This is a genomic window from Caulobacter sp. NIBR1757 (assembly GCF_027912495.1).
GTDB lineage: Bacteria > Pseudomonadota > Alphaproteobacteria > Caulobacterales > Caulobacteraceae > Caulobacter.
Genome location: NZ_CP115463.1, coordinates 1,537,232 through 1,557,879 on the forward strand (window position 1 = coordinate 1,537,232; position 20,648 = coordinate 1,557,879).

At 67.0% G+C, this 20,648-nt stretch carries 22 protein-coding genes; 19 read left to right on the forward strand and 3 right to left on the reverse strand.

Translation table 11 applies throughout. From position 1 onward, the window contains the following. Nucleotides 1-18: 18 nt before the first annotated feature. From O5I81_RS07455 to ssb, 15 genes are all read left to right on the forward strand, one after another. Nucleotides 19-1,137, forward strand: a complete 1,119-nt coding sequence (locus tag O5I81_RS07455) for a hypothetical protein (protein ID WP_271068317.1) — start codon at nt 19-21, stop codon at nt 1,135-1,137. Between the two features lie 74 nt (nt 1,138-1,211). Further along, on the forward strand, nt 1,212-1,661 hold the full coding sequence (locus tag O5I81_RS07460; protein WP_271068318.1) for an MgtC/SapB family protein: 450 nt from the start codon (nt 1,212-1,214) through the stop codon (nt 1,659-1,661). 107 nt (nt 1,662-1,768) lie between these two features. Next, the gene (locus tag O5I81_RS07465; RefSeq protein ID WP_271068319.1) at nt 1,769-2,242 is read left to right on the forward strand and encodes a copper chaperone PCu(A)C; all 474 of its coding nucleotides are present in this window, start codon (nt 1,769-1,771) and stop codon (nt 2,240-2,242) included. A 452-nt stretch (nt 2,243-2,694) separates the two neighbouring features. Then, on the forward strand, nt 2,695-3,525 hold the full coding sequence (locus O5I81_RS07470; RefSeq protein ID WP_271068320.1) for a flagellin: 831 nt from the start codon (nt 2,695-2,697) through the stop codon (nt 3,523-3,525). Nucleotides 3,526-3,740: 215 nt separating this feature from the next. Continuing rightward, on the forward strand, nt 3,741-5,330 hold the full coding sequence (locus O5I81_RS07475) for a hypothetical protein (protein WP_271068321.1): 1,590 nt from the start codon (nt 3,741-3,743) through the stop codon (nt 5,328-5,330). Nucleotides 5,331-5,374: 44 nt separating this feature from the next. Further along, nucleotides 5,375-6,061, forward strand: a complete 687-nt coding sequence (locus O5I81_RS07480) for an MgtC/SapB family protein (RefSeq protein WP_271068322.1) — start codon at nt 5,375-5,377, stop codon at nt 6,059-6,061. Between the two features lie 284 nt (nt 6,062-6,345). Further along, nucleotides 6,346-7,176 carry a flagellin gene (locus O5I81_RS07485; RefSeq protein ID WP_271068323.1) on the forward strand — a complete coding sequence of 277 codons (831 nt, stop codon included), beginning with the start codon at nt 6,346-6,348 and terminating at the stop codon, nt 7,174-7,176. Nucleotides 7,177-7,352: 176 nt separating this feature from the next. Further along, on the forward strand, nt 7,353-7,586 hold the full coding sequence (locus O5I81_RS07490) for a hypothetical protein (RefSeq protein WP_271068324.1): 234 nt from the start codon (nt 7,353-7,355) through the stop codon (nt 7,584-7,586). Between the two features lie 187 nt (nt 7,587-7,773). Continuing rightward, complete coding sequence (locus O5I81_RS07495) at nt 7,774-8,607, forward strand: flagellin (protein WP_271068325.1); 834 nt, start codon at nt 7,774-7,776, stop codon at nt 8,605-8,607. Nucleotides 8,608-8,630: 23 nt separating this feature from the next. Beyond that, entirely contained in the window at nt 8,631-9,185 is a 555-nt protein-coding gene (locus tag O5I81_RS07500) for a GNAT family N-acetyltransferase (protein ID WP_271068326.1), read from the forward strand. 84 nt (nt 9,186-9,269) lie between these two features. Continuing rightward, entirely contained in the window at nt 9,270-9,815 is a 546-nt protein-coding gene (locus tag O5I81_RS07505) for a hypothetical protein (RefSeq protein WP_271068327.1), read from the forward strand. Between the two features lie 35 nt (nt 9,816-9,850). Continuing rightward, nucleotides 9,851-11,980, forward strand: coding sequence for a hypothetical protein (locus tag O5I81_RS07510; RefSeq protein ID WP_271068328.1), 2,130 nt, complete (start codon nt 9,851-9,853; stop codon nt 11,978-11,980). 60 nt (nt 11,981-12,040) lie between these two features. Continuing rightward, nucleotides 12,041-12,724 carry a hypothetical protein gene (locus tag O5I81_RS07515; protein ID WP_271068329.1) on the forward strand — a complete coding sequence of 228 codons (684 nt, stop codon included), beginning with the start codon at nt 12,041-12,043 and terminating at the stop codon, nt 12,722-12,724. Nucleotides 12,725-12,755: 31 nt separating this feature from the next. After that, nucleotides 12,756-13,136 carry a hypothetical protein gene (locus tag O5I81_RS07520; RefSeq protein WP_271068330.1) on the forward strand — a complete coding sequence of 127 codons (381 nt, stop codon included), beginning with the start codon at nt 12,756-12,758 and terminating at the stop codon, nt 13,134-13,136. 155 nt (nt 13,137-13,291) lie between these two features. Next, a complete protein-coding gene (gene ssb / locus O5I81_RS07525; protein WP_271068331.1) occupies nt 13,292-13,801 on the forward strand; it encodes a single-stranded DNA-binding protein in 510 nt (169 codons plus the stop codon). A gap of 86 nt (nt 13,802-13,887) precedes the next feature. On the opposite strand, the gene O5I81_RS07530 is transcribed toward ssb, so the two are convergent. Together O5I81_RS07530 and O5I81_RS07535 are read right to left on the reverse strand one after the other, a co-directional pair. Next, nucleotides 13,888-14,262 carry a PIN domain-containing protein gene (locus tag O5I81_RS07530; RefSeq protein ID WP_271068332.1) on the reverse strand — a complete coding sequence of 125 codons (375 nt, stop codon included), beginning with the start codon at nt 14,260-14,262 and terminating at the stop codon, nt 13,888-13,890. Continuing rightward, nucleotides 14,259-14,537: a type II toxin-antitoxin system Phd/YefM family antitoxin gene (locus O5I81_RS07535; RefSeq protein WP_271068333.1), complete on the reverse strand. Its 279-nt coding sequence runs from the start codon at nt 14,535-14,537 to the stop codon at nt 14,259-14,261. Before O5I81_RS07535 ends, O5I81_RS07530 begins: the two co-directional genes overlap by 4 nt. Before the next feature lie 47 nt (nt 14,538-14,584). Between O5I81_RS07535 and O5I81_RS07540 the strand changes: the two genes are divergently transcribed. Continuing rightward, nucleotides 14,585-15,487 (forward strand): DMT family transporter, encoded by a 903-nt coding sequence (locus O5I81_RS07540; protein WP_271068334.1) that lies wholly within the window; start codon nt 14,585-14,587, stop codon nt 15,485-15,487. 188 nt (nt 15,488-15,675) lie between these two features. Here the strand turns inward: O5I81_RS07540 and O5I81_RS07545 are convergent, their stop codons facing one another. Next, entirely contained in the window at nt 15,676-16,191 is a 516-nt protein-coding gene (locus tag O5I81_RS07545; protein ID WP_271068335.1) for a superoxide dismutase family protein, read from the reverse strand. A gap of 124 nt (nt 16,192-16,315) precedes the next feature. Here O5I81_RS07545 and gyrA point away from each other — a divergent pair, with 124 nt between their 5' ends. From gyrA to O5I81_RS07560, 3 genes are all read left to right on the forward strand, one after another. Beyond that, a complete protein-coding gene (gene gyrA / locus O5I81_RS07550) occupies nt 16,316-19,099 on the forward strand; it encodes a DNA gyrase subunit A (RefSeq protein WP_271068336.1) in 2,784 nt (927 codons plus the stop codon). 57 nt (nt 19,100-19,156) lie between these two features. Beyond that, nucleotides 19,157-19,651, forward strand: a complete 495-nt coding sequence (coaD, locus tag O5I81_RS07555; protein ID WP_271068337.1) for a pantetheine-phosphate adenylyltransferase — start codon at nt 19,157-19,159, stop codon at nt 19,649-19,651. Between the two features lie 174 nt (nt 19,652-19,825). Further along, nucleotides 19,826-20,293, forward strand: a complete 468-nt coding sequence (locus O5I81_RS07560) for a hypothetical protein (protein ID WP_271068338.1) — start codon at nt 19,826-19,828, stop codon at nt 20,291-20,293. Nucleotides 20,294-20,648 lie beyond the last annotated feature (355 nt).

Here is a 20,648-nt window from a genome sequence, read left to right on the forward strand (position 1 = left end):
CAGATCAAGGAATCGACCATGCGTCGCACGTTACTTTCCCTTATGGCCGCCACCTGTCTCACCGTGGCGGTTCCGACCGCCGCCCTGGCCCAGAACGGCCAGTCGATCAATGAGCGCCAGGTCGCCCTCGACGCCCGCATCGACGCCGGCGTCGCCAACCGTTCGCTGACCGCCACGGAGGCCGCCAACCTGCGGAGCGAATTCGCGGGCATCGCCCGGCTGGAAAAGCGCTACCGGGCCAGCAACGGCCTGAGCCGCGCCGAGCGCGCTGATCTCGACAAGCGCTTCGACCTGTTGTCGCGCCGCATCGTCTACGACCGCAACGACAACCAGGTCCGCGGCGGTGGCGCGGGCGAAATGAACATCAACCAGCGCCAGGCGGACCTTGACGCTCGCATTGACGCCGGTGTCCGCAACGGCAGCCTGACGGCTCGCGAGGCCGCCGACCTGCGCGCTGAATTTCAGACCATCGCCCGCCAGGAAGCCGACTATCGCCGGTCGGGTCGTGGCCTGACCAACGCCGAGCGGGTCGACCTTGATCGCCGGTTCGACAGCCTTTCGGCCCGCATCCGCTCCGACCGCAACGACAATCAGGTGCGCGGCGACGGCAGGGGCGAGCTGAATGTCAACCAGCGTCAGCGGCAGCTGGATGACCGCATCGACGCCGGGGTCCGCAACGGTGGCCTGACCGCCCGCGAGGCCGCGGGCCTCCGCGCCGAGTTCCAGGCCATCGCCCGCCAGGAGGCCGCCTATCGTCAGTCCGGTCGCGGCCTGACCAACGCTGAACGGACCTACCTCGAACAGCGCCTGGAGCGTCTGGAGCGCCGCATCCATAACAACCGCGCCGACAATGATCGTCGCTGGACCAATCTCGACCAGCGCCAGGCCGGCTTTGAGATGCGTCTCGACCGCGCCGTCCAGGAGCGCCGGGTCAGTAGCCGTGAGGCCAACGCCTTGAAGCAGGAGTATCGCTACATCGCCCGTCTGGAGCGCAGCTACCGCATGAGCCGCCCGGGGATCACCGCCCGGGAGCGGGCCGACCTGAACATGCGGTTTGACCGCATGGAAGCCAACTTCCGCCGCTCGATGACCCCGGGCGACAACCTCTTCGACCTTCTGATCGGTCTCGTAGGCTAGACCGCTGGACGTCCGGGGAAGGGAGATGTCCGCCCGGACGCCTCCCTTCACTGACCGGATTGCAAGGAGGGTAGATGTTCTCGATCGACTGGCCGCTCGTCGGTCATCATCTGGGACGAATGCTTCTGGCCTTCGCCCTCGCGTTTCCCCTCGGCTGGGAACGCGGCAGGGGGCGGGACAGTCCCGGCTTCAGAACGTTTCCGATCGTGTCCATGGCCAGCTGTGGCTACGCCCTGCTGGCCACTCGCCTTGTCGGGGCCGACGCAGAGAGCATGACCCGTCTGTTGCAAGGCCTTGTGGCCGGCATCGGCTTTATCGGCGGCGGCGCCATCGTCAAGCAGCGGGGTCAGGTGCAGGGGCTGGTGACGGCGGCCAGCATCTGGACCACAGGCGCCATCGGTGTCTCGGTCGCCTACGGGCGGATTGAGATCGCGGTTGCCCTCAGCGTCGTCAATTTCCTGTCCTTGCTGGTTCTGACGCCGATCGCAAATCGCAGTCAGGATGATCCGTCAGACCGGGGATGAGACCTATCACCCCGTCCGGACGTTACCTGAATACCGGCCCGGTCAGGGCCGTTCCAACTGGCCTTCGTCCATCCTGGACGCAGCGCCTCGCTGGGGAGCAAAACTTGATGAAGACCATCGTCGCCGCCACCTTGATGGCTGCCCTTTCGCTTTCGGCCTGCGGGCAGAAGGACCCCGAAAAAGCCGCTGCCGCAGCCGCGGGCATTACCCTGTCGGATGGCTGGTGCCGCGCCACCCCGAAAGACGCCACGGCGACCTCCTGCTTCATCACCATCACCAACGGGGGACCAACCGATGACCGCCTGTTGGGCGGCCAGAGCTCCGCGGCCGCCATGGTCCAGGTCGACGAGACCTACGCCGACGGCAACATCATGCGAATGCGGGCCATCGAAGGCCTGGCGGTCCCGGCCAGCAAGGCCGTCACACTCGTTCCCGGCGGCAACCTTGTACGGCTGGAGGGGCTGACCGCGCCCATGGTGGTCGGCGCAACCATTCCCGTCACGTTGAACTTCGAAGCGGCGGGCGCCAAACAGGTTCTCTTCCCCGTCCGCATCGAGGCCGAGGTCGGGCCAGCGAAATAGCCGCCTGCTCATGACCGGGAACTCCAGCGCCGACGCCATCCTGACGACCATGCACAGCATGGTCGTCGGGTTTGCCGGCATGTTGCCCCTGTTGGTCGCCGGCGCGGCTGTCCCGAGTTTGCGGCCCTTGTCGCCCAGCCACGCCGTCTGACTGGAGTTGATAGGCTCTTAACCCCTTCCGGGTAGGTTGCGGTCGTTGGTCGCAGTCCCGCGGTTGGGTTACTGGCGCCTTCACCCTGCACCCCGAAATTTCTGCCGGGCAGAGTCTGCCGACGGGGCCATGCCAACCGTCTGCTCAGACTGGGGGTTGGCAAGTTTCTTCCATGAAAACAATACCATAAAGCCAAACGCCGGTCTCCGGCCTTGGCCTGTCTCTTGCGTATTCCCGGGTGGGCCAGAAGGCTCACCGGCGAAAATCGCCGGGCAACCCCTCCAGAATGGAAGGACTACCGATGGCTTTGTCGGTGAATACCAATATGGGCGCGATGGTCGCCCTGCAAAACCTGAACGCGACCAACATGGAGCTCGGTCAGACCCAGAACCGCATCAACACCGGCAAGAAGGTTTCGAACGCCAAGGACAACGGCGCCATCTGGGCTATCGCCCAGGGCCAGCGCGCGACGTCCGGTGCGCTCAACGCCGTCAAGGACTCCCTCAATCGCGGCAGCTCCGCGATCGACGTGGCCATCGCCGGTGGCGAGTCTGTCTCGGATCTGCTCCTGCAGATGAAGGAGAAAGCCCTCGCGGCGTCGGACACCAGTCTCGATTCCGCCAGCCGCACCGCGATGAACGAGGACTTCAAGGCCCTGCGTGATCAGATCACCAAGGCCGTGGCCAACGCCGATTTCAATGGGGTCAACCTCATCAAGACCGGCGCGTCGGCCATTGCGGCTCTCGCCAACGCGGATGGATCCTCCAAGCTGACCGTGTCCCCAGAAGTCATGGCGCTCGGCGGATCGGTCGTCACTGTCGCCACCACCGGCACCATTGGCACGGTGACCACGGCGGCCGCGATGATCACGACGGTGACCAACTCCATCGCCAACGTCAGCGCCTCGCTCGCGCGCCTGGGCACCAAAGCCAAGGCGTACGAGATGCACAATACCTTCATCGGCAAGCTGCAAGACAGCCTCGATGCGGGTATCGGCAACCTGGTCGACGCGGATCTGGCCAAGGAAAGCGCCAAGCTCCAGGCTCTGCAGACGAAGCAGCAGCTGGGGGTGCAGGCCCTTTCCATCGCCAACCAGACCCCGCAGACCATCATGTCGCTGTTCCGCGGTTAGTAGTGTCGCGACGCCGGGCGGTCCCCCTCAGGCGGGGGCCGTCCGGCAGACCTTTTCGCAAACACGTTTTGCGGGAACATTGACTTAATCAACCGATCCGCGTCACTCTCTCCCTGACCGGACCAGGGGCCGCCGGCCCGTCGCGCCCCTGATGCTTCGGCCGCCTCGCCGTCTTCGCGCTGTCTCGGCCAGGCCGTCTTCGGGAGAGACACCTCATGAACCATCGTCGCACGCTTGCCGCGGCCGCCGCGGCCGGCCTTGCCATCCTGGCGCCCCTGGGGCTGTGGGCGCAGTCGGCCGCCACCCAGCCCTCGACGCCCGCCTATCTGAAGGCCTTCCCCAACTTCGCGCCCAACGTCTCGCCGGTGCTGCCGGGCGACGTCGACACGGCCCTGAAGACCAGGCTGGAGAACAACAAGGAGTTCGACCGCGTGCAGCGCGAGTTCGATCTCTACAGCTGGCAGATGTTCTTCGCCCTGGCCTGGCCGACCAATGACGAGGGCCGCCCGGCCCCCAAGCTGACCGACACCAAATGGGGCGCGCCGCGCTGGACCAGCTGGAACACCAGTCCGCAGATCTTCCGCATCAACGGCGGCACGCCCGCCGCCTGCGCCAGGCCCGGCCTGATCAACGCCGCCGCCGTCGCCGACACCGCCACGCCGCTGTTCAAAGGCCTCGGCGCCTTCCCGGCCCAGGCCCACGCCGCCGACCCGCGGACGACCCGCCTGCTCGGGGTGATCTCGGCGGTCGGCGACGTCAACGTCAACACCCCGATGAGCGACATCCAGCAGGCCTTCAGCGGCCCGCTGATCGATCAGAACGGCGAGTTCGTCTACTACGAGATTCTGATCGACAAGAACGAGGTGACCTACCTCTGCGACAACAGCCTCTACAACATCAACGGCCAGCTGGCCTTCACCGCAGCCGGCAAGGCCGTCGACATGCCGACCGGCATCGACACCACCAACGACAGCGGGTCCTTCGAGTTGAAGGTCGCCTGGAAGGTGCTCAGCGCCGCCGAGGACAAGTCCGGCCGCTTCTTCACCGTCGACGGCTTCATCAAGGACGAGGACGCCAACAACAACGAGATCACCCGCCCGGTTCGCCTGGGCCTGGTCGGCATGCACATCGCCCACAAGTCAGCGACCTCCCCACAGTGGATCTGGTCGACCTTCGAGCACGTCGACAACCTCAGCGTCGATCCGATCGCCAACCCGGGCCTCAAGCCCAGCTTCTTCAATCCGGGTTGTGAACTATGCGCCGTCAACGTCCTGCCCGTGGCCGGGCCGGACGGCGTCTATCCCCGCACCCCGACCCAGGCCTGGCGCTCGGTGCCGATCCCGGACGCCAAGGTGGCCCTCAACGACCAGGTCCGCGCCGCGATGGCGAAGCAGGGCTCGGTCTGGCAGTACTACCAGCTGATCGATACTCAGTGGCCGACCGACCCGTCCGCCAAGGCCACCGACTCCAAGGGTCCGTTGCCGAACAGCATCGCCAACAAGCCGGGCGGCGACCCCACCCCGGTCTTCCTGACCAACATCACCATGGAAACCTACTTCCAGGGCGGCAACAGCCCGGCCTGCGGCATCGGCGGCGGGGCCGGCTGCACCGTCTACTTCACCGGTCACCCGGTGGCCCCGACCGACAACGGGGCGACCGTCTTCGCCTCGGAGTCCTGCATGGGCTGCCACTTCTCGGCCGGCGTCTACAGCGCCTACAATCCAAAGACCGGCCAGGGCGTCGCCAAGTCGGGCACCGGCGACTTCTCCTGGCTGCTGTCCAAGAAGGCGCAGTGGAAGCCGTAGACTAAAGACCAGGAACCGTCGCTTCGGCCGACGGTTCCGGGTCCATGAACTGGCTCGACCCCGACATCCTGCTGCCCATCCTCGGCGCCGTCCTGGCCGGCGCCGTCATCGGTATCGAGCGGGAGTACCGTTCCAGCCCGGCCGGGTTTCGCACCCACATCCTGGTGTCCCTGTCCTCCGGCCTGCTCATGCTGGCCGCCGTCCATCAGATCCGCTGGCTGACCGACACGCCGGTCGAGATCATCAGGATCGACCCGGTCCGCATGGCCCACGGCATCCTCACCGGCATCGGCTTCCTGGGAGCCGGCGTGATCTTCCGGGAAGGCTTCAACATCCGCGGCCTGACAACCGCCGCCTCCCTGTGGATCACCGCTTCGCTCGGCATCCTGTTCGGGGTCGGCTTCTATGGCTTGGCCGTGATCGGGACGGTCGCCACCGTCGCGGTTCTGGCGGCGGTGCGGTTCACCGAGGCGAGGCTGCCGCAGAAGGCTTTCGTCGACGTCACCCTGCGCCTGCGCCGGGGGCCCGAGGCGACCATCGCCCGCTACCGCCGCCTGCTCGCCGCCCAGGGCCTGCGGGCCGGTCCGGTCAGCCTCTGCCTGGAGCCCGACACCGCTGTCTTCAACGCCTCGGTCAAGGGCCTGTCCGAAGCGCAGGCCGAGGCCCTCGCCGGCGGCCTGTCGGGCGATCCCGATGTGCTGGGCCTCGAAATCCTGCCGCACGAACGGTGAGGGCGGTCGCATGGGCAGGGGGCGACCCCGCCACGGACGCAGCCGCCCGCACCCGGCAGAGGTTGCCCGGCGGGCTACCCGGCAAGAACTGCCGTTCCGCCGCCAGACCGGCAGTTCTTGCCGGTCGAGGCCATGCCTAACAGACCTATAACCTCAGGAAATCAATGACTTGAGAGCGGCGGCCATATCTGCCGGTCTGGCCCGGTCTTTGCAGCCTTGGTCTCCGAGCAAAACGCTCCCGGCCGTCAAAATGACGCCGGACACCTTGAATAGGGACTATCGTTATGGCGCTGAACAGCGTGAACACGAACTCGGGCGCTATGGTCGCCCTGCAAAACCTCAATGCCACGAACCGCGAGCTGGACACTGTCCAGAGCCGGATCAACACCGGCAAGAAGGTTTCCTCGGCCAAGGACAATGGCGCGGTCTACGCCATCGCTCAAAGCCAACGCTCCACCTCCAATGCCCTGAACGCCGTCAAGGACTCGCTGCAACGCGGGATCTCGGTGGTCGACGTGGCCATCGCGGGCGGCGAGTCGGTCAACGACCTGCTGACCCAGATGAAGGAAAAGGCCCTGGCCGCCGCGGACACCTCGCTGGATACCGCGAGCCGCACCGCGCTGAACGAAGACTTCAAGGCTCTTCGTGACCAGATCGGCAAGGCCGTTTCGAACGCCGACTTCAACGGCGCCAACATGATCAAGGCTTCGGGCACCACCATCGCGGCGCTCGCCAATGCCGACGGCTCTTCGAAGCTGACGGTCGCGGCGCAGTCGCTCGCCCTTGGCGGTTCCAACGTCACGGTGACGGCGACCACGTCGTTCTCCACTGCGACCACGGCCGCCTCGGCTCTGGCCCTGGTGACCGCCTCGATCACCAACACTTCGGCCGCCCTCGCCAAGCTGGGCACCGGTTCGAAGTCGCTGGAAACGCACCTCGGCTTCATCGGCAAGCTGCAGGACAGCCTGGACGCCGGCGTGGGCAACCTCGTCGACGCCGACCTGGCCAAGGAAAGCGCCCGACTGCAAGCGCTGCAAACCAAGCAACAGCTCGGTGTGCAGGCCCTGTCGATCGCCAACTCCTCGGCTTCGTCGCTGCTGGGTCTGTTCCGCTAACGGCACAGTGAGCGGGGCGGGCGCCGGTGGCGTCCGCCCCCCTTCACGCGCGTATCCGCTCGTCCCCTGGCGAGTGGACTTTGGCAGGAGACGCCGGCGCGATGAGCCCCGGCGCTGTGGGAGACATGAGCAACAGCATAGCCAACATCCGAGCTGTCCCCGAACCCGTTGCATCGATGATTGCGCAACCGGTTCAACCCGTCGCCGAGACCCCGGCTCCGACCGCGAAAGGTCAGAACGCCGATCTCCGTCTGGTCATCGAGGAAGACGTCGCCACCGGCGCCTTTGTCTACAAGACCCTCGACCGGCGCACCGGCGAAGTCGTTCAGCAGCTGCCCCGTGAAAGCGTCCTCAAGGCGATGAGCTCCGAGGACTACCAGCCGGGCATGGTGGTCGACACGCGGGACTGATCGACAGACCGCCTCCCGGCCACCCGTCTGGCCGGCCGCTCCTTCTCACCGACGTCGCGCCGCGACGGCGGCGATCATGGTTTCTACGCCGTTAACCATACGCTCACCGTTGTCCCGCTAGCCTGAACGGGAACAGGCGGCCGAATCGGCGACCGCCAGCGCCGGACGGCGCACCTGGAGACGGTCCATGACGATCGGCGTGCACACCAATCAGTCGGCTCTGATTGCCCTGCAGAACCTCAACAAGACCAATGACGCCATGGACGGCGTTCAGGGTCGGATCAGCACGGGTCTGAAGGTCCAGGGGGCCAAGGACAACGCCTCGGTGTGGGGCATCGCCCAGGCCCAGCGCGCGGATATCGGCGCCCTGTCGGCGGTCAAGATGAGCCTGGACCGGGCGACCTCGGTCTCCGACGTGGCGTTGACGGCCGGCGAGACGGTCTCCGACCTGCTCAACGTCCTGAAGGAAAAGGTCGTGGCGGCGATGGACCCCTCCATCGACACCGCCTCGCGCAACGCGCTGGACGGCGACTTCAAGGCCACCCTGAAGCAGATCACCCAGGCCCTGACCAACGCCAGCTTCGACGGCGCCAACCTGCTCAACGGCTCGCTGACGACGAACATCCGTTTCCTCGCCAACGCCGACGCCAACGCCTACATCACCCTGTCGGTGAAGAACCTGTCGCTCGGCGGTTCGATCCTGACGGTCGCCGCCGGCGCCTCGATCACCACCGCCACCCTGGCGACCGGGATTCTCACCCAGCTCAACGCCTCGATCGCCAACGTCAACCAGGCGCTGGGCGACATCGGCGCCCAGTCCAAGCAGATCGAAGCCCACAACAGCTTCATCTCCAAGCTGACCGACGTGCTCAACAGCGGCATCGGCAACCTGGTCGACGCCGATCTGGCCAAGGAATCGGCCCGCCTGCAGGCCCTGCAGGTCCAGCAGCAGCTGGGCGCCCAGGCCCTGTCGATCGCCAACCAGGCGCCGCAGATCGTGCTCAAGCTGTTCCAGGGCTAATTCCCTAGCCCCGGGCAAACCGCATGATCGACCTTCGCGACCTGGAGCCCGGCGACGAGGAGCAGCTTTACCGCTGGCGCCAGGAGCCGTCGGTCGACCGTTGGATGTCGGACGCCGCCGTTCCGGACCGCGGCGCGCACCAGCGCTGGTTCGTCGACCTGCTGGCCGGTCACGACGGTCGCGGCTGGATGATCACCCGCGACGGCAAGCCTGCCGGCATCATGACTCTCACGGGTCTGGCCAGCCACCACCAGCGTGCCGCCTGGAACTGGTTCGTCGGCGACGCCGAGAGCCGGGGCCGGGGGATCGGCCGCGCCGCCCAGGTGCTGGGCCTCGACAAGGCCTTCTGCGAGATGGGCCTCGACAAGGTCTGGGCCGAGGTCATGGCCGACAATGACAACGCCTTGAAGATGATGACCGCCACCGGCTTCGTCCGCGAAGGCTACCTGCGCGGCCACGTGCTCAAGAACGGCCAGCGGCGGGATGTGGTGCTTCTTGGGATACTCGCCGCCGACTGGCAGGCCCGCCGCGAGAAGGCGAGGGCGGTGCTCGTCGAGGGCCGGATGATCGCGGCGTAAATCGCCGCACCTCCTAACACCCCGTAAACCTCGCCCGCGCGATAATGGCCGCGAAGACGTGCGCCAGCGCGTCAGGGGGTGTCCGTGACCGGCATCGACTCGTCCCTTCTCCTGGGTTTTTACCAGGCGCGAACCGGCCAGGCCTCGACCCTGGCGACGGGCTCTTCCTCGACGGGCAAAACCAAGTACGCCCCCACCGCCCCCTGGGCGACCACGTCCGAAGCCCCGCGCGCCAGCGAGCTGGTCAAGACGGTGATGGCCGGCCGCCGGTTCATCGACGAGAACGCCGCCGTCCTCGACCTGCCGGGGGCCAGCGCCGACTACAAGAAGCTGTTCTCCCTGTTCCAGGGCCTCAACGCCCTGACCGGCCTGGCCGAGCGGATGAACGTCCGCGGCGTCACCGACCTCGAGAAGACCAAGATCGAGAAGCTGTTCACCAAGGGCCTGGCCGAGACGGTCGCCTATGCCGACAGCGTCAAGATGGAGGGCATCCGCCTGACCCGCGGCGAGGCGATGCTCAGTGACAAGACCAAGGTCGGGGTGCCGCGCGCCAACTACACCTACACCACCGCCACCGTGCACGAGGGCACCTCGACAGAGGCGGTGGCACCATCTCGGTCAAGAAGCTGAGCGGCACGCAGAACATCAACATCGACCTCAGCGAGATGACCGGCACGCGCTCGATGAGCAGCGTCGCCACCTTCATCAATTCCAAACTGGCCGACGCCGGCGTCATCACCCGCTTCGGGGTCAGCCGCACGCCCGGCGAGCCCAAGGTCGTCACCACCGGCAACACCAAGGTCACCCTGCCGGCCACCGGCGACAAGTTCGCCTTCAAGATCACCGGCGACAGCGCCGAGGCGGTGACCCTCAGCGCCCCGGCCACGACGCCCGCCGTCTATGTCGCGACCACCGCCGGCAATCCCGACCCCGACAAGGACAAGACCACCGACGACGCCGTCTATGCCTCCAGCATGATCAAGACCGGCGCCGCCACCACCCCAGGCGGTGTCGGCAGCCGTGTCTTCTCCAACGGCCTCGCCAAGACCGTCACCGGCGTCAAGGACAGCCAGGTCGGGGCCGACGGCTCGGTCTACATGCTGGCCGAGGTCAACGGCGACATCGATGGCCAGGCGATCAAGGGCGCGAGCGACATCGCCCTCCTGAAATACGACTCCCAGGGCCAGCTGCTCTACACCCGCACCCTCGGCGCCGTGGGCACGGTCAAGGCCAACGCCCTGACCGTCTCCGCCGACGGCAAGGTGGCCATCGCCGGTTCCGTCACCGGCCAGATGGAGGGCACGACCAACGGCGCGATCAACTCGGGCCCCACCTCCAGCCTCAGCGACAGCTTCGTCACCCTCTACGACGCCAAGGGCGACGAGGTCTGGACCCAGCGGCGCGGCGCCCTGCAGGCCGATGAGGCCACCGCTGTCGCCTTCGGGGCCGACGGAACGGTCTATGTCGGCGGCAAGACCAAGTCCAACCTGCCCGGCGCGGCCGGCGCCGCCGGCGGCTGGGACGGCTACCTGACCGGCATCACCACCAGCGCCAAGGGCGTCCCGGTCACCCAGTTCACCCAGCAGTTCGGCACGGCCGCCGATGAGGCGGTCGAGGGCCTGGTGGTCAACGGATCGCAGGTCATCGTCGCCGGCCTGGAGGACAAGCACGCGGTCCTGCGCAGCTTCGACGTCACCGGCGGCGTGCCGGTGGCCGGCGCCACCCGGGACCTGGGCGATCTCGAGGGCGGGACCCTGGCCGGCATCAGGCTCGACGGCGGCCAGCTCTACGTCGGCGGCTCGACCCGCAACGCCGCCCTGGCGCTCGGCGCCCCGGCCAGCGCCCATGCCGGCGGCATGGACGGCTTCGCCGCCCGGCTGTCGACCGACCTCTCCAGCACCTCGGCCGACGCGCTCGCCTACTACGGCGGCAGCAAGGACGACACCGTCACCGGCATGGCCGTGGCCAATGGCAAGGTCTGGCTGACCGGCGTGGCCGGCGACAACCTGCCCGGCGGCTCGGTCCCGATCGCCAGCAAGGACGGCTACATCGTCGAGCTCGATCCGCTCTCCGGGCAGACGAACTCGGCCCAGCGGATCACCGGCAAGGACGGCTACGTCACCCCGACGACCATCGCCGTCGATGCCTCTGGCGCCTCGGCGCTCGACACCTTCGGCCTGCCCAAGGGGGCGTTGACCTTCACCGACAGCCAGAAGATCGTCTCGGCCACCTCGGCCCGGGCCGGCGACCAGCTCCAGATCCGCACCCGCTCCGGCGGGGCCCTCGCCACCGTCACCCTGGCCGCCGACGACACCCTCGAAACCCTGGCCGCCAAGATCAAGCGGGCAGGGGGCTTCCGCGCCAAGGTCAGCGTCGTTTCCGACGGCGAGTTCCGCCGCATCAAGATCGAGCCGGCCAGCGACAACGATACCGTCGAAATCCTGCCGGGCAAGAACGGCAAGAACATGCTCGAAGCGCTCGGCCTGGCCGAGGGCGTGGTGCGCAAGACCGAGATGGTCAACGGCAAGTCTGTCGCCGCCGACGGCAAGGGCAACATCTACGGCCTGGCCCTGGCCAACGACATCAGCCTCAAGGACGAGGACTCCATCCGCAACGCCCAGCTGGTGTTGTCCAAGGCGATGAGCGCCATCCGCTCGGCCTACAAGGACCTGGAGAACGCCGGCAAGCCCGCCTCGGTGAGCAACCCCTCGGCCAGCGGCCCGGTGCCGGCCTACCTGTCGTCGCAGATCTCCAACTATACGGCGGCCTTGAACCGGCTCACCGGCGGCGGCTAGCCCGCCGCAATGTGGTCCCGTGCTTGAAACCGTCGCAATGACGCGATAGCGCTTCAATCCATGGACTTTCTCAAGGATCGCCGCGTCGTTCTGGGCCTCGGAGCCCTGGTCGCCATCGTGCTGGGCGCGCTGATCGCGCTTGGCATCGCCAAGGGCAATAAAGGGCCCGACGTTCCGCCGCCGGCCAGCCAGGGCGGACTGATCGTCGAGAACGGCCGCGACGACGACACCAAACTCGACGCCGCCCGCCCGATCCGCTGCTTTGTCGAGGGCCAGTTCGTCGGCGAGATCACCCTGGCCGAATGCGCCAGGCGCAACGGCGTCGCCACCGGCGCGCTCGACGTCGGCGTCGATGAGACCGGCGCCCTGGCCGCCTCAGGCACGACCGGCGCCATCGTCGCGCCCCTGCCGCCGACCGAGACCGCCCCGCCCGTCATCGCCCAGGCGCCGCCGCCGACCAGCGGCCAGGCGCCCGCCCCGGCCCCGACTCCGGTCGCCGACGGAAACGCCTGCTGGCGCTATGCCGACGCGACCTGGACCAAGCTGGAGGGCATGAGCCTGAACGCCTGCGTCCAGCGCCTCTACGCCGGTCAGTGCGAGCGTCCCGGCCGCGCCACCTACGGTCGCTGGGGCCAGCAGACCCTTCGCCTGGTGCCCGGCAAGGTCGAGATCAGCGACGACAATCGCCGCTTCCGCACCCTGGCCCGCCAGGACAGAAGTTGCGTCATCGAACCGGTGGGTTGACGGCGAAGGCCGCGAGTTTAAGGTTGTAATTATGCTGAAGCCTGTCGCCGCTCTCGCCGCTGTCGCCGCCCTGGGTCTCACGGCCTGCGAAAAGGTCCCGGAGCCGCCCTATGACAAGGGCGTCTGCTTCCACGCGGTGACCAAGGACGGCAAGACGTTCAAGTACAATGTCGTCAAGACCAACGTGCCGCAGATCGAGTACTGCGCCGCCGAACTGGAAAAGATGCGCGTCGCCTTCCTGCGCATGGGCGGCTCCAACCGCGAGCTGATCGGCGCCTATCAGGGCAGCTTCCTGATCGTCAATCCGCGCGGCATCTTCCGCCGCGCCAAGTGGAACGGCGGCCAGTTCCTGATGCTCGAACGCACCGGCGACGGCCGCCTGGCCCAGCCCGGGGCCATGCCCAGCAACTGATCCGCGTCGCAGAACAATGGGCGCAAGTCTGCTGTGGACAACCCCGGCCAAATCAGAACAAAGAGAGAACTTTGTTCTTGCCCCAATCGTTAACGGGGTCTAGGGTCCGCTCCAGATTCCGGCGCGTATGGTCGCCGGGCGAATGGAGAAACCCCATGGCGGGCAGCGTCAACAAGGTCATTCTGATCGGCAACCTGGGCAAGGACCCGGAAATCCGCACCCTCAATTCCGGCGACCGGGTCTGCAACCTGACCATCGCCACCTCGGAGTCCTGGCGCGATCGCCAGAGCGGCGAGAAGAAGGAAAAGACCGAGTGGCACCGCGTCGTCATCTTCAACGACAACATCGTCAAGGTGGCCGAACAGTACCTGAAGAAGGGCTCCAGCGTTTACATCGAGGGCTCGCTGCAGACGCGCAAATGGACCGACGCCCAGGGCGCCGAGAAGTACTCGACCGAGATCGTCCTGCAGAAGTTCCGTGGTGAACTGACCATGCTCGGCGGCCGCGACGGCGGCGGCGCCTCGGCGGGCGGCGGCGACAGCGACTACGGCGGCGGTTACTCGGGCGGCGGTGGCGGCGGCGGCTTCGGCGGCGGCCAGCGCAACAAGCAGTCCGGGCCGAGCGAAGACTTCAGCGCCGACCTCGATGACGAAATCCCGTTCTAGCAACCGGCGCGACCTCCCTCCCCGAATTGGGGAGGGCAGGCGCGCGTTGCGCGCCGGGTGGGGAAGTGGGTCACCGGCGGGACCCGCTACCAGATCGCGCTGGGCAGATGCTGGCGGATATGCCGGTCCGAGGTGATCAGCCCGGCGCCGTCAGCGATGGCGGCTGCGCAAACCAGACGATCGAACGGGTCCCGGGTCCAGGTCAGAGGCCTGGCGGCGCTGATGATCCGATCGAATCCCGTCCGGCTGATTTCCATCGCGACCCTTGACCGGAGGCGCTCAAGAACGGCTTCCGGCTCAAGTGGGATGCGCCCGATGTCATGCAGGAGTTGCAGTTCCAGCACGACAATCGGCGACAGGATCGGCGGCTCCCGCAACAACGCCTGAAGGGCGGGGCCAGACAGGCGACTTTCCTGGGCCGTGACGAACCAGATGACGACGTTCGTATCGAGGTGGATCACTGCGGCGGGTCTAGCGCGTCATCGGGGGACCAGGTCCAGTGACTGTTGTCGTCGGGATCATAGTCAAAGGGTGGCCACGGCGACGGCTCAGCCAGGAACGCCCGGACCCGCTCGGCATGAGTCTGCGCCGGCGCAGGCTCGAACGGCTTGCCCGCCTCCATCAGCACCATGGTGCGGCCGTTGCGCTCGATGACCACCGGTTCGCCCGTCTCCAGCGCCTTGTCGGCCAGCCGGAACAGGTCCTTGCGCAGCTCTGTCAGGGTGATCTTGGGCACATGTACATGTTGACCCCGCGACATGTACATGTCAAGGCAGGCGCCTCGTGAACAGCTCCCCCCGAACCCCCTTCACCGGCGCCGAATGGGCGGCGATCTTCGGCATCATCCTGGTCTGGGGCTTGAACAACGCCGCCGCCAAGGTGGCGACCGAGGCGCTGCCGCCGTTGTTCATGGGCGGGGCGCGGTTCCTGGTGGCGCTGGTCTTCCTCATCCCCTTCATGAAGCCGCCCTGGCCGCCGTGGCGCCAGATGCTGCCGCTGGTGCTGCTGGCCGGGCCGCTGCACTTCGGCCTCGTCTACATCGCCTTCGCCATGGTCCATAACCTCAGCCCCATCGTCGTGGCCCTGCAGCTGTGGATCCCGATGACGGCGCTCTGCGCCTGGCTGATGCTGGGCGAGACGATGCCCCGGGCGGCCGTGGCCGGCATGCTGATCGCCTTCGCGGGCGTCGCCTGGATGAGCCTCGACCCGCACGGCGCCGCCGACCTGCCCGGCATCGCCATCGGCGTCCTGGCCAGCGCCCTGTGGGCCGTGGCGACGGTGCTGATGCGCAAGGCGCCCGGCATCCGGCCCCTGAAGATGCAGGGCCTGACCTCCCTGGCCGCCGCCCCGGTCCTGCTGGCCGCCTCCTTCGCCTTTGAGCCGAACGTGGTGCAGAAGGCGACCACCGCCACGCCCTTCATCTGGGTCCTGGTGATCTACGCGGCGCTCGCCTCGACGGTCGGGGCCACGGCCCTGCTGTTCTGGCTTGTCCAGCGCCGTGAGGCGGGGAGGGTGACGCCTTGGTTCCTGCTAACCCCCCTGGTCAGCTGCACCATCGGCGTCGACTTCATGGGCGACAAGGTCACGCTCCAGCTGGTCGGCGGCGGCCTGGCGACGATGGTCGGGGTGGCGCTCGTTGCGCTGAGCGAACGGCGGGCGGCGCAGCAGGCGTCGTCTGCCACGTAACTGTTCCCTCTCCCGCTTGTCGGGAGAGGGTGGCCCCCGAAGGGGGTCGGGTGAGGGCAGCACCGGCCGCTCCGGCAAACCCACAAAGCAGTGAGGGCAGCCACCAGCCTTCAAAGGCCGGCGCCGCCCTCATCCGACCCCCTTCGGGGGCCACCTTCTCCCGACAAGCGGGAGAAGGAACGGTTCCTCTACTTTACGACCGCGCAGGCGACCCGATCCCCAGCCCCGCCGATCGGCTGCGTCATGTGATCATCAGCCTTGGCATGCACCACCACCGCCGATCCATCCGCGTCCTGCAGCGCCTGCCGCCCGCCCGCGCCCTTCAGCGACGTCCAGGGGCTGAGCACCTCCGCCGAGCCCGTCCCGTCGGCCGCCACGTACAGGTTCGGCAGATCGCCCGCCTCGTTCGCATCGGCGTTCAGCAGCCCGTGCACCATGGTCGAACCGCCATGCACATGGCCGCCGGCCGACTTGAAGTCGGCGCTCGAGCAGTCGCCCTTCTCGTGGAAATGCAGCCCGTGCCAGCCGGGGGTCAGGCCCTTGGCCTCGATCTTCAGCAACACGCCCTTGGGCGCTTCGGTCAGGGTCGCCTTGCCGAGCGCCTCGCCCTTCGGCCCCTTCAGATCGACCGTCACGGACGCCGGTTGCGCCACAGCCGCGCCGGCCATCGCCAACCCGGCGCAAACAATCAGAAAACCACGCATTTTCAGGACTCCCAGGGTGTGAAACCGGCCCGCCCGGGTGGCGCCGCCAGTCATCAAATGCTAACTAACCGTGACACGTTCCGAGCCGATTCCACAGGCTCCCACCAACGGATTATCCCTCTCCTTGACCGACGAAAATCACACGCCGCCCGATGACAGCCGGCGGGGCGCCGTCAGCCCCATCGCCATCGAGGACGAACTGAGAAAATCCTACCTCGATTACGCCATGAGCGTGATCGTCAGCCGCGCCCTGCCGGACGCGCGCGATGGCCTCAAACCCGTGCACCGCCGCGTCCTGTTCAGCATGAACGAGCAGGGTCACACCCATGACAAGCCCTATGTGAAATGCGCCCGCGTGGTCGGCGACGTCATGGGCAAGTACCACCCGCACGGCGACCAATCGATCTACGACGCCCTGGTGCGCATGGCCCAGCCCTTCTCGATGGGGCTGATGCTGATCGACGGCCAGGGCAACTTCGGCTCGGTCGACAACGATCCGCCGGCCCAGATGCGCTACACCGAGTGCCGCATGACGCGGGCGGCCGAGGCCATCCTCGCCGACCTCGACAAGGACACGGTCGACTTCAAGGACAACTACGACGGCAAGGAAAAAGAGCCCGTCGTCCTGCCCAGCCGCATTCCCAACCTGCTGGTCAACGGCTCGGGCGGCATCGCCGTCGGCATGGCCACCAACGTCCCGCCGCACAACCTCGGTGAAATCGTCGACGCCTGCCTGGCGATGATCGACGACCCGGACATCTCCTCCGAACAGCTTCTCGACATCGTCCCCGGTCCCGACTTCCCGACCGGCGGCGAGATTGTCGGCCGCTCCGGCGCCCGCCAGGCCCTGCTCACCGGCCGCGGCAGCGTCATCATGCGCGGCGCCTCGTCCATCGAAACGGTCCGCAAGGACCGCGAAGCCATCGTCTTCACCTCGCTGCCCTACCAGGTGAACAAGGCCGCCCTCATCGAACGCATCGCCGAGATGGTCCGCGACAAGCGGATCGAAGGCATCGGCGAGATGCGCGACGAGTCCGACCGCCAGGGCATGCGCGTCGTCATCGAACTGAAGCGCGACGCCACCCCCGAGGTGGTCCTCAACCAGCTGCACCGCTTCAGCGCCGTGCAGACCAGCTTCGGCGTCAACATGCTGGCCCTCAACCGCGGCCGGCCGCTGCAGATGGGCCTGAAGGAACTGCTGGTCTGCTTCGTCGACTTCCGTGAGGAAGTCGTGGTCCGCCGCGCCAAGTTCGAGCTCTCCAAGGCCCGCGACCGCGGCCACACCCTGGTCGGCCTGGCCATCGCCGTGGCCAACATCGACGAGGTCATCGCCATCATCCGCAGCTCGGTCGATCCGGCCGAGGCCCGCGAACGCCTGGTCGCCAAGGCCTGGCCGACCGGCGACATGATGCCCCTGGTCGACCTGATCCAGGACCCGCGCACCAAGGTCGAGGGCGACACCATTCGCCTGACCGACGAGCAGGCGCGCGGCATCCTGGCCCTGACCCTGTCGCGCCTGACCGGCCTTGGCCGGGACGAGATCTTCAACGAAGCCAGCAACCTGTCGGGCACGATCGCCAAGCTGCTGGAGCTGCTCTCCGACCGCGCCAACATCATGCGCGTCGTCCGTGAGGAATTGGTCGAGATCCGCGAGAAGTTCGCCGTGCCACGCCGCACCGTCATCATCGACGGCGATGGCGACATCGAGGACGAGGACCTGATCCCCCGCGAGGAGATGGTCATCACCGTCACCCACGGCGGCTATGTGAAGCGCACCCCGCTCTCGACCTATCGCTCGCAACGCCACGGCGGCAAGGGCCGCAGCGGCATGGCGACCAAGGAAGAGGATGCCGTCACCCGCGTCTTCTCCGCCTCGACCCACGCCCCGATGCTGTTCTTCAGTTCCGGCGGCAAGGTCTACAAGCTCAAGGTCTGGCGCCTGCCGCTCGGCACGCCCACCTCGCGCGGCAAGGCCTTCGTCAACCTGCTGCCCATCGAGCAGGGCGAGACCATCACCTCCATCCTGACCCTGCCGGAAGACGAGGCGACCTGGGACACCCTGGACGTCATGTTCGCCACCCGCAGCGGCACCGTCCGCCGCAACAAGCTCAGCGACTTCGTGCAGATCAACCGTAACGGCAAGATCGCCATGAAGCTCGATCCGGAGTCGCTGGACGGCAAGGACGCCATCGTCGGCGTCGGCCTCTGCACCAGCGACAGCGACGTGCTGCTGACCACCGCCAACGGCCGCGCCATCCGCTTCGAGGCCGACGACGTCCGTGTCTTCTCCAGCCGCGATTCCATGGGCGTGCGCGGCATCCGCCTGCTCGGCGACGACCTGGTCATCTCCATGGCCATCCTGCGCAACGTGGCGGCGACGCCGGACGAGCGGGTCGCCTACCTCAAGCAGTCGCGCGCCCTGCTGCGGGCCCAGACTGGTGAGGAGGGCGACGACGTGGCCGAGGCGCCGGCCGACGAGGAAGAGGCCGCCGGCGACACCCAGCTGTCGCAGGAACGCTTCATCGAGCTCGGCGCGGCGGAAGAGACCATCCTGACCATGTCGACGGAAGGCATCGGCAAGCGCTCCAGCGCCTACGACTTCCGCCGCACCGGTCGTGGCGGCCAGGGCTTGATGGCCCAGGACCTCACCCGCAAGGGCGGCCGCCTGGTCGCCGCCTTCCCGGTCGAGCAGTCGGACGAGATCCTGCTGGTCACTGACCAGGGCCAGCTGATCCGCTGCCCGGTCGCCCAGATCCGCATCGCCGCCCGCAACACCCAAGGCGTCATCGTCTTCCGCACCGGCAAGGACGAGCATGTCGTCGGCGTCGAGCGGCTGGCCGAGGCTGGCGGGGATGAAGACTCCCCGGAAGGCGAATTCGGGGGCGACGACGGCCCCGTCGCCGGGTAGAAGCGATCAAACCCCGGCCCAGCAAGGGCGGGGGACCTTGCACAGATGGGGTGAGCTTTGGCGCGAGTCGGACTCTATCCGGGTACCTTCGATCCGATGACCAACGGTCATCTGGACATCATGGGCCGGGCCGTGAAGCTGGTGGACAAGCTGGTCATCGGCGTCGCCATCAACCTCTCCAAGGGGCCGATGTTCACGCTGGAGGAGCGGGTCAACACCGTCCGCCGCGAGACCGAACACCTCAAGCAGTTCGCCGAGATCGAGATCCGCCCCTTCGAAGGCCTGCTGATGCATTTCGCCCGTGAAGTCGGGGCCGGCATCATCATTCGCGGCCTGCGCGCCGTCGCCGACTTCGAATACGAATTCCAGATGACCGCCATGAACCAGCAGCTCGACCGCGAGATCGAGACCGTGTTCCTGATGGCCGACCCCCGCCACCAGGCCGTCGCCAGCCGCCTGGTCAAGGAAATCGCCAAACTCGGCGGCGACATCCACAAGTTCGTGCCCCCGGGCATCGAAAAGGAACTCTTGGCCAAGGTCGGCCGGGGATGATCCACGCGAGCGCCATCGCGTAGTTCGAGAGGGGCGATGTTTGGATTTCGACGAGACCCGAAGAAAGATTTCTGGCGATGGCTCGTGAGTCACCGAAAGGAAATCCATAACGAAATCAAGGGGCCGGGAATGCCCCTAAGTCGTCGGTGGTCCATCGAGGAACTCGGTTGCCGCTTGAAGGCGGTCGATGCCGGCCTCGTGCATGAAATCGGCATGGCCGACCCGTCCACAATCGAACTGATCGTATCGGCCGACGGGATCAAGGCCGCCTTTCCCGCGGTGATCGAACTGGTGAAGTCGGCGCCGGCGTTGGACGGCTTCAAGATAACCGCCTTCAGGCCACGGTCCCCCGACGGTTTCCGCCTAGAGGTCGCCGGACAGTCGATTACTGACGATGTCCTGTCCTATCGGCTATTGCCGGAAGGCGACACGCTGGGAATTGAACTCTTCATTGACTGCGATCTGGATGAGCGGGGTCGGACTTTGGTTGGCTTTCTGAGCTTGGATCAGCGACTCGGCGAGTTCGATGTCGCGACGGGGCTGAAGTGGATTGAATTTGCCGCCGGCCGACCCGCCGACGCCTTGCCAATCATCGGACTGGCCCGAGATTTTGACTCGCGACGTGGCCTCGTGGCGCACTAGCGGAGGGCTACGGGAAGCGGTCCCCCCGGGGTAGTATGCAGGATTTGGAAGGCCTGCTAAGTACCAGAAATCGCTGCGGGTTTTCAATATGTCTAGACATATTCATCGTTTTCGCCCGGCGACGAGCTTCAACTCGCCGCAGGACGCCAAACGGTTCGCCCACTCCGCCGCATCCTCGCCCCGCTTGCCGCCTGCCTAACCCCCACCGGGTCCCCACGCTCGCCCCACCGACCTACCCCCGGCTCGCCACCGCAAACCTCAGGCAGGCCGGGGTTTGACCGCCTTGGGCCCGCCGCGCTTCGCCATCGACGATTTTCCCCCACCCCACCGCCCGCGGTACAATGGTCGGCCGCTT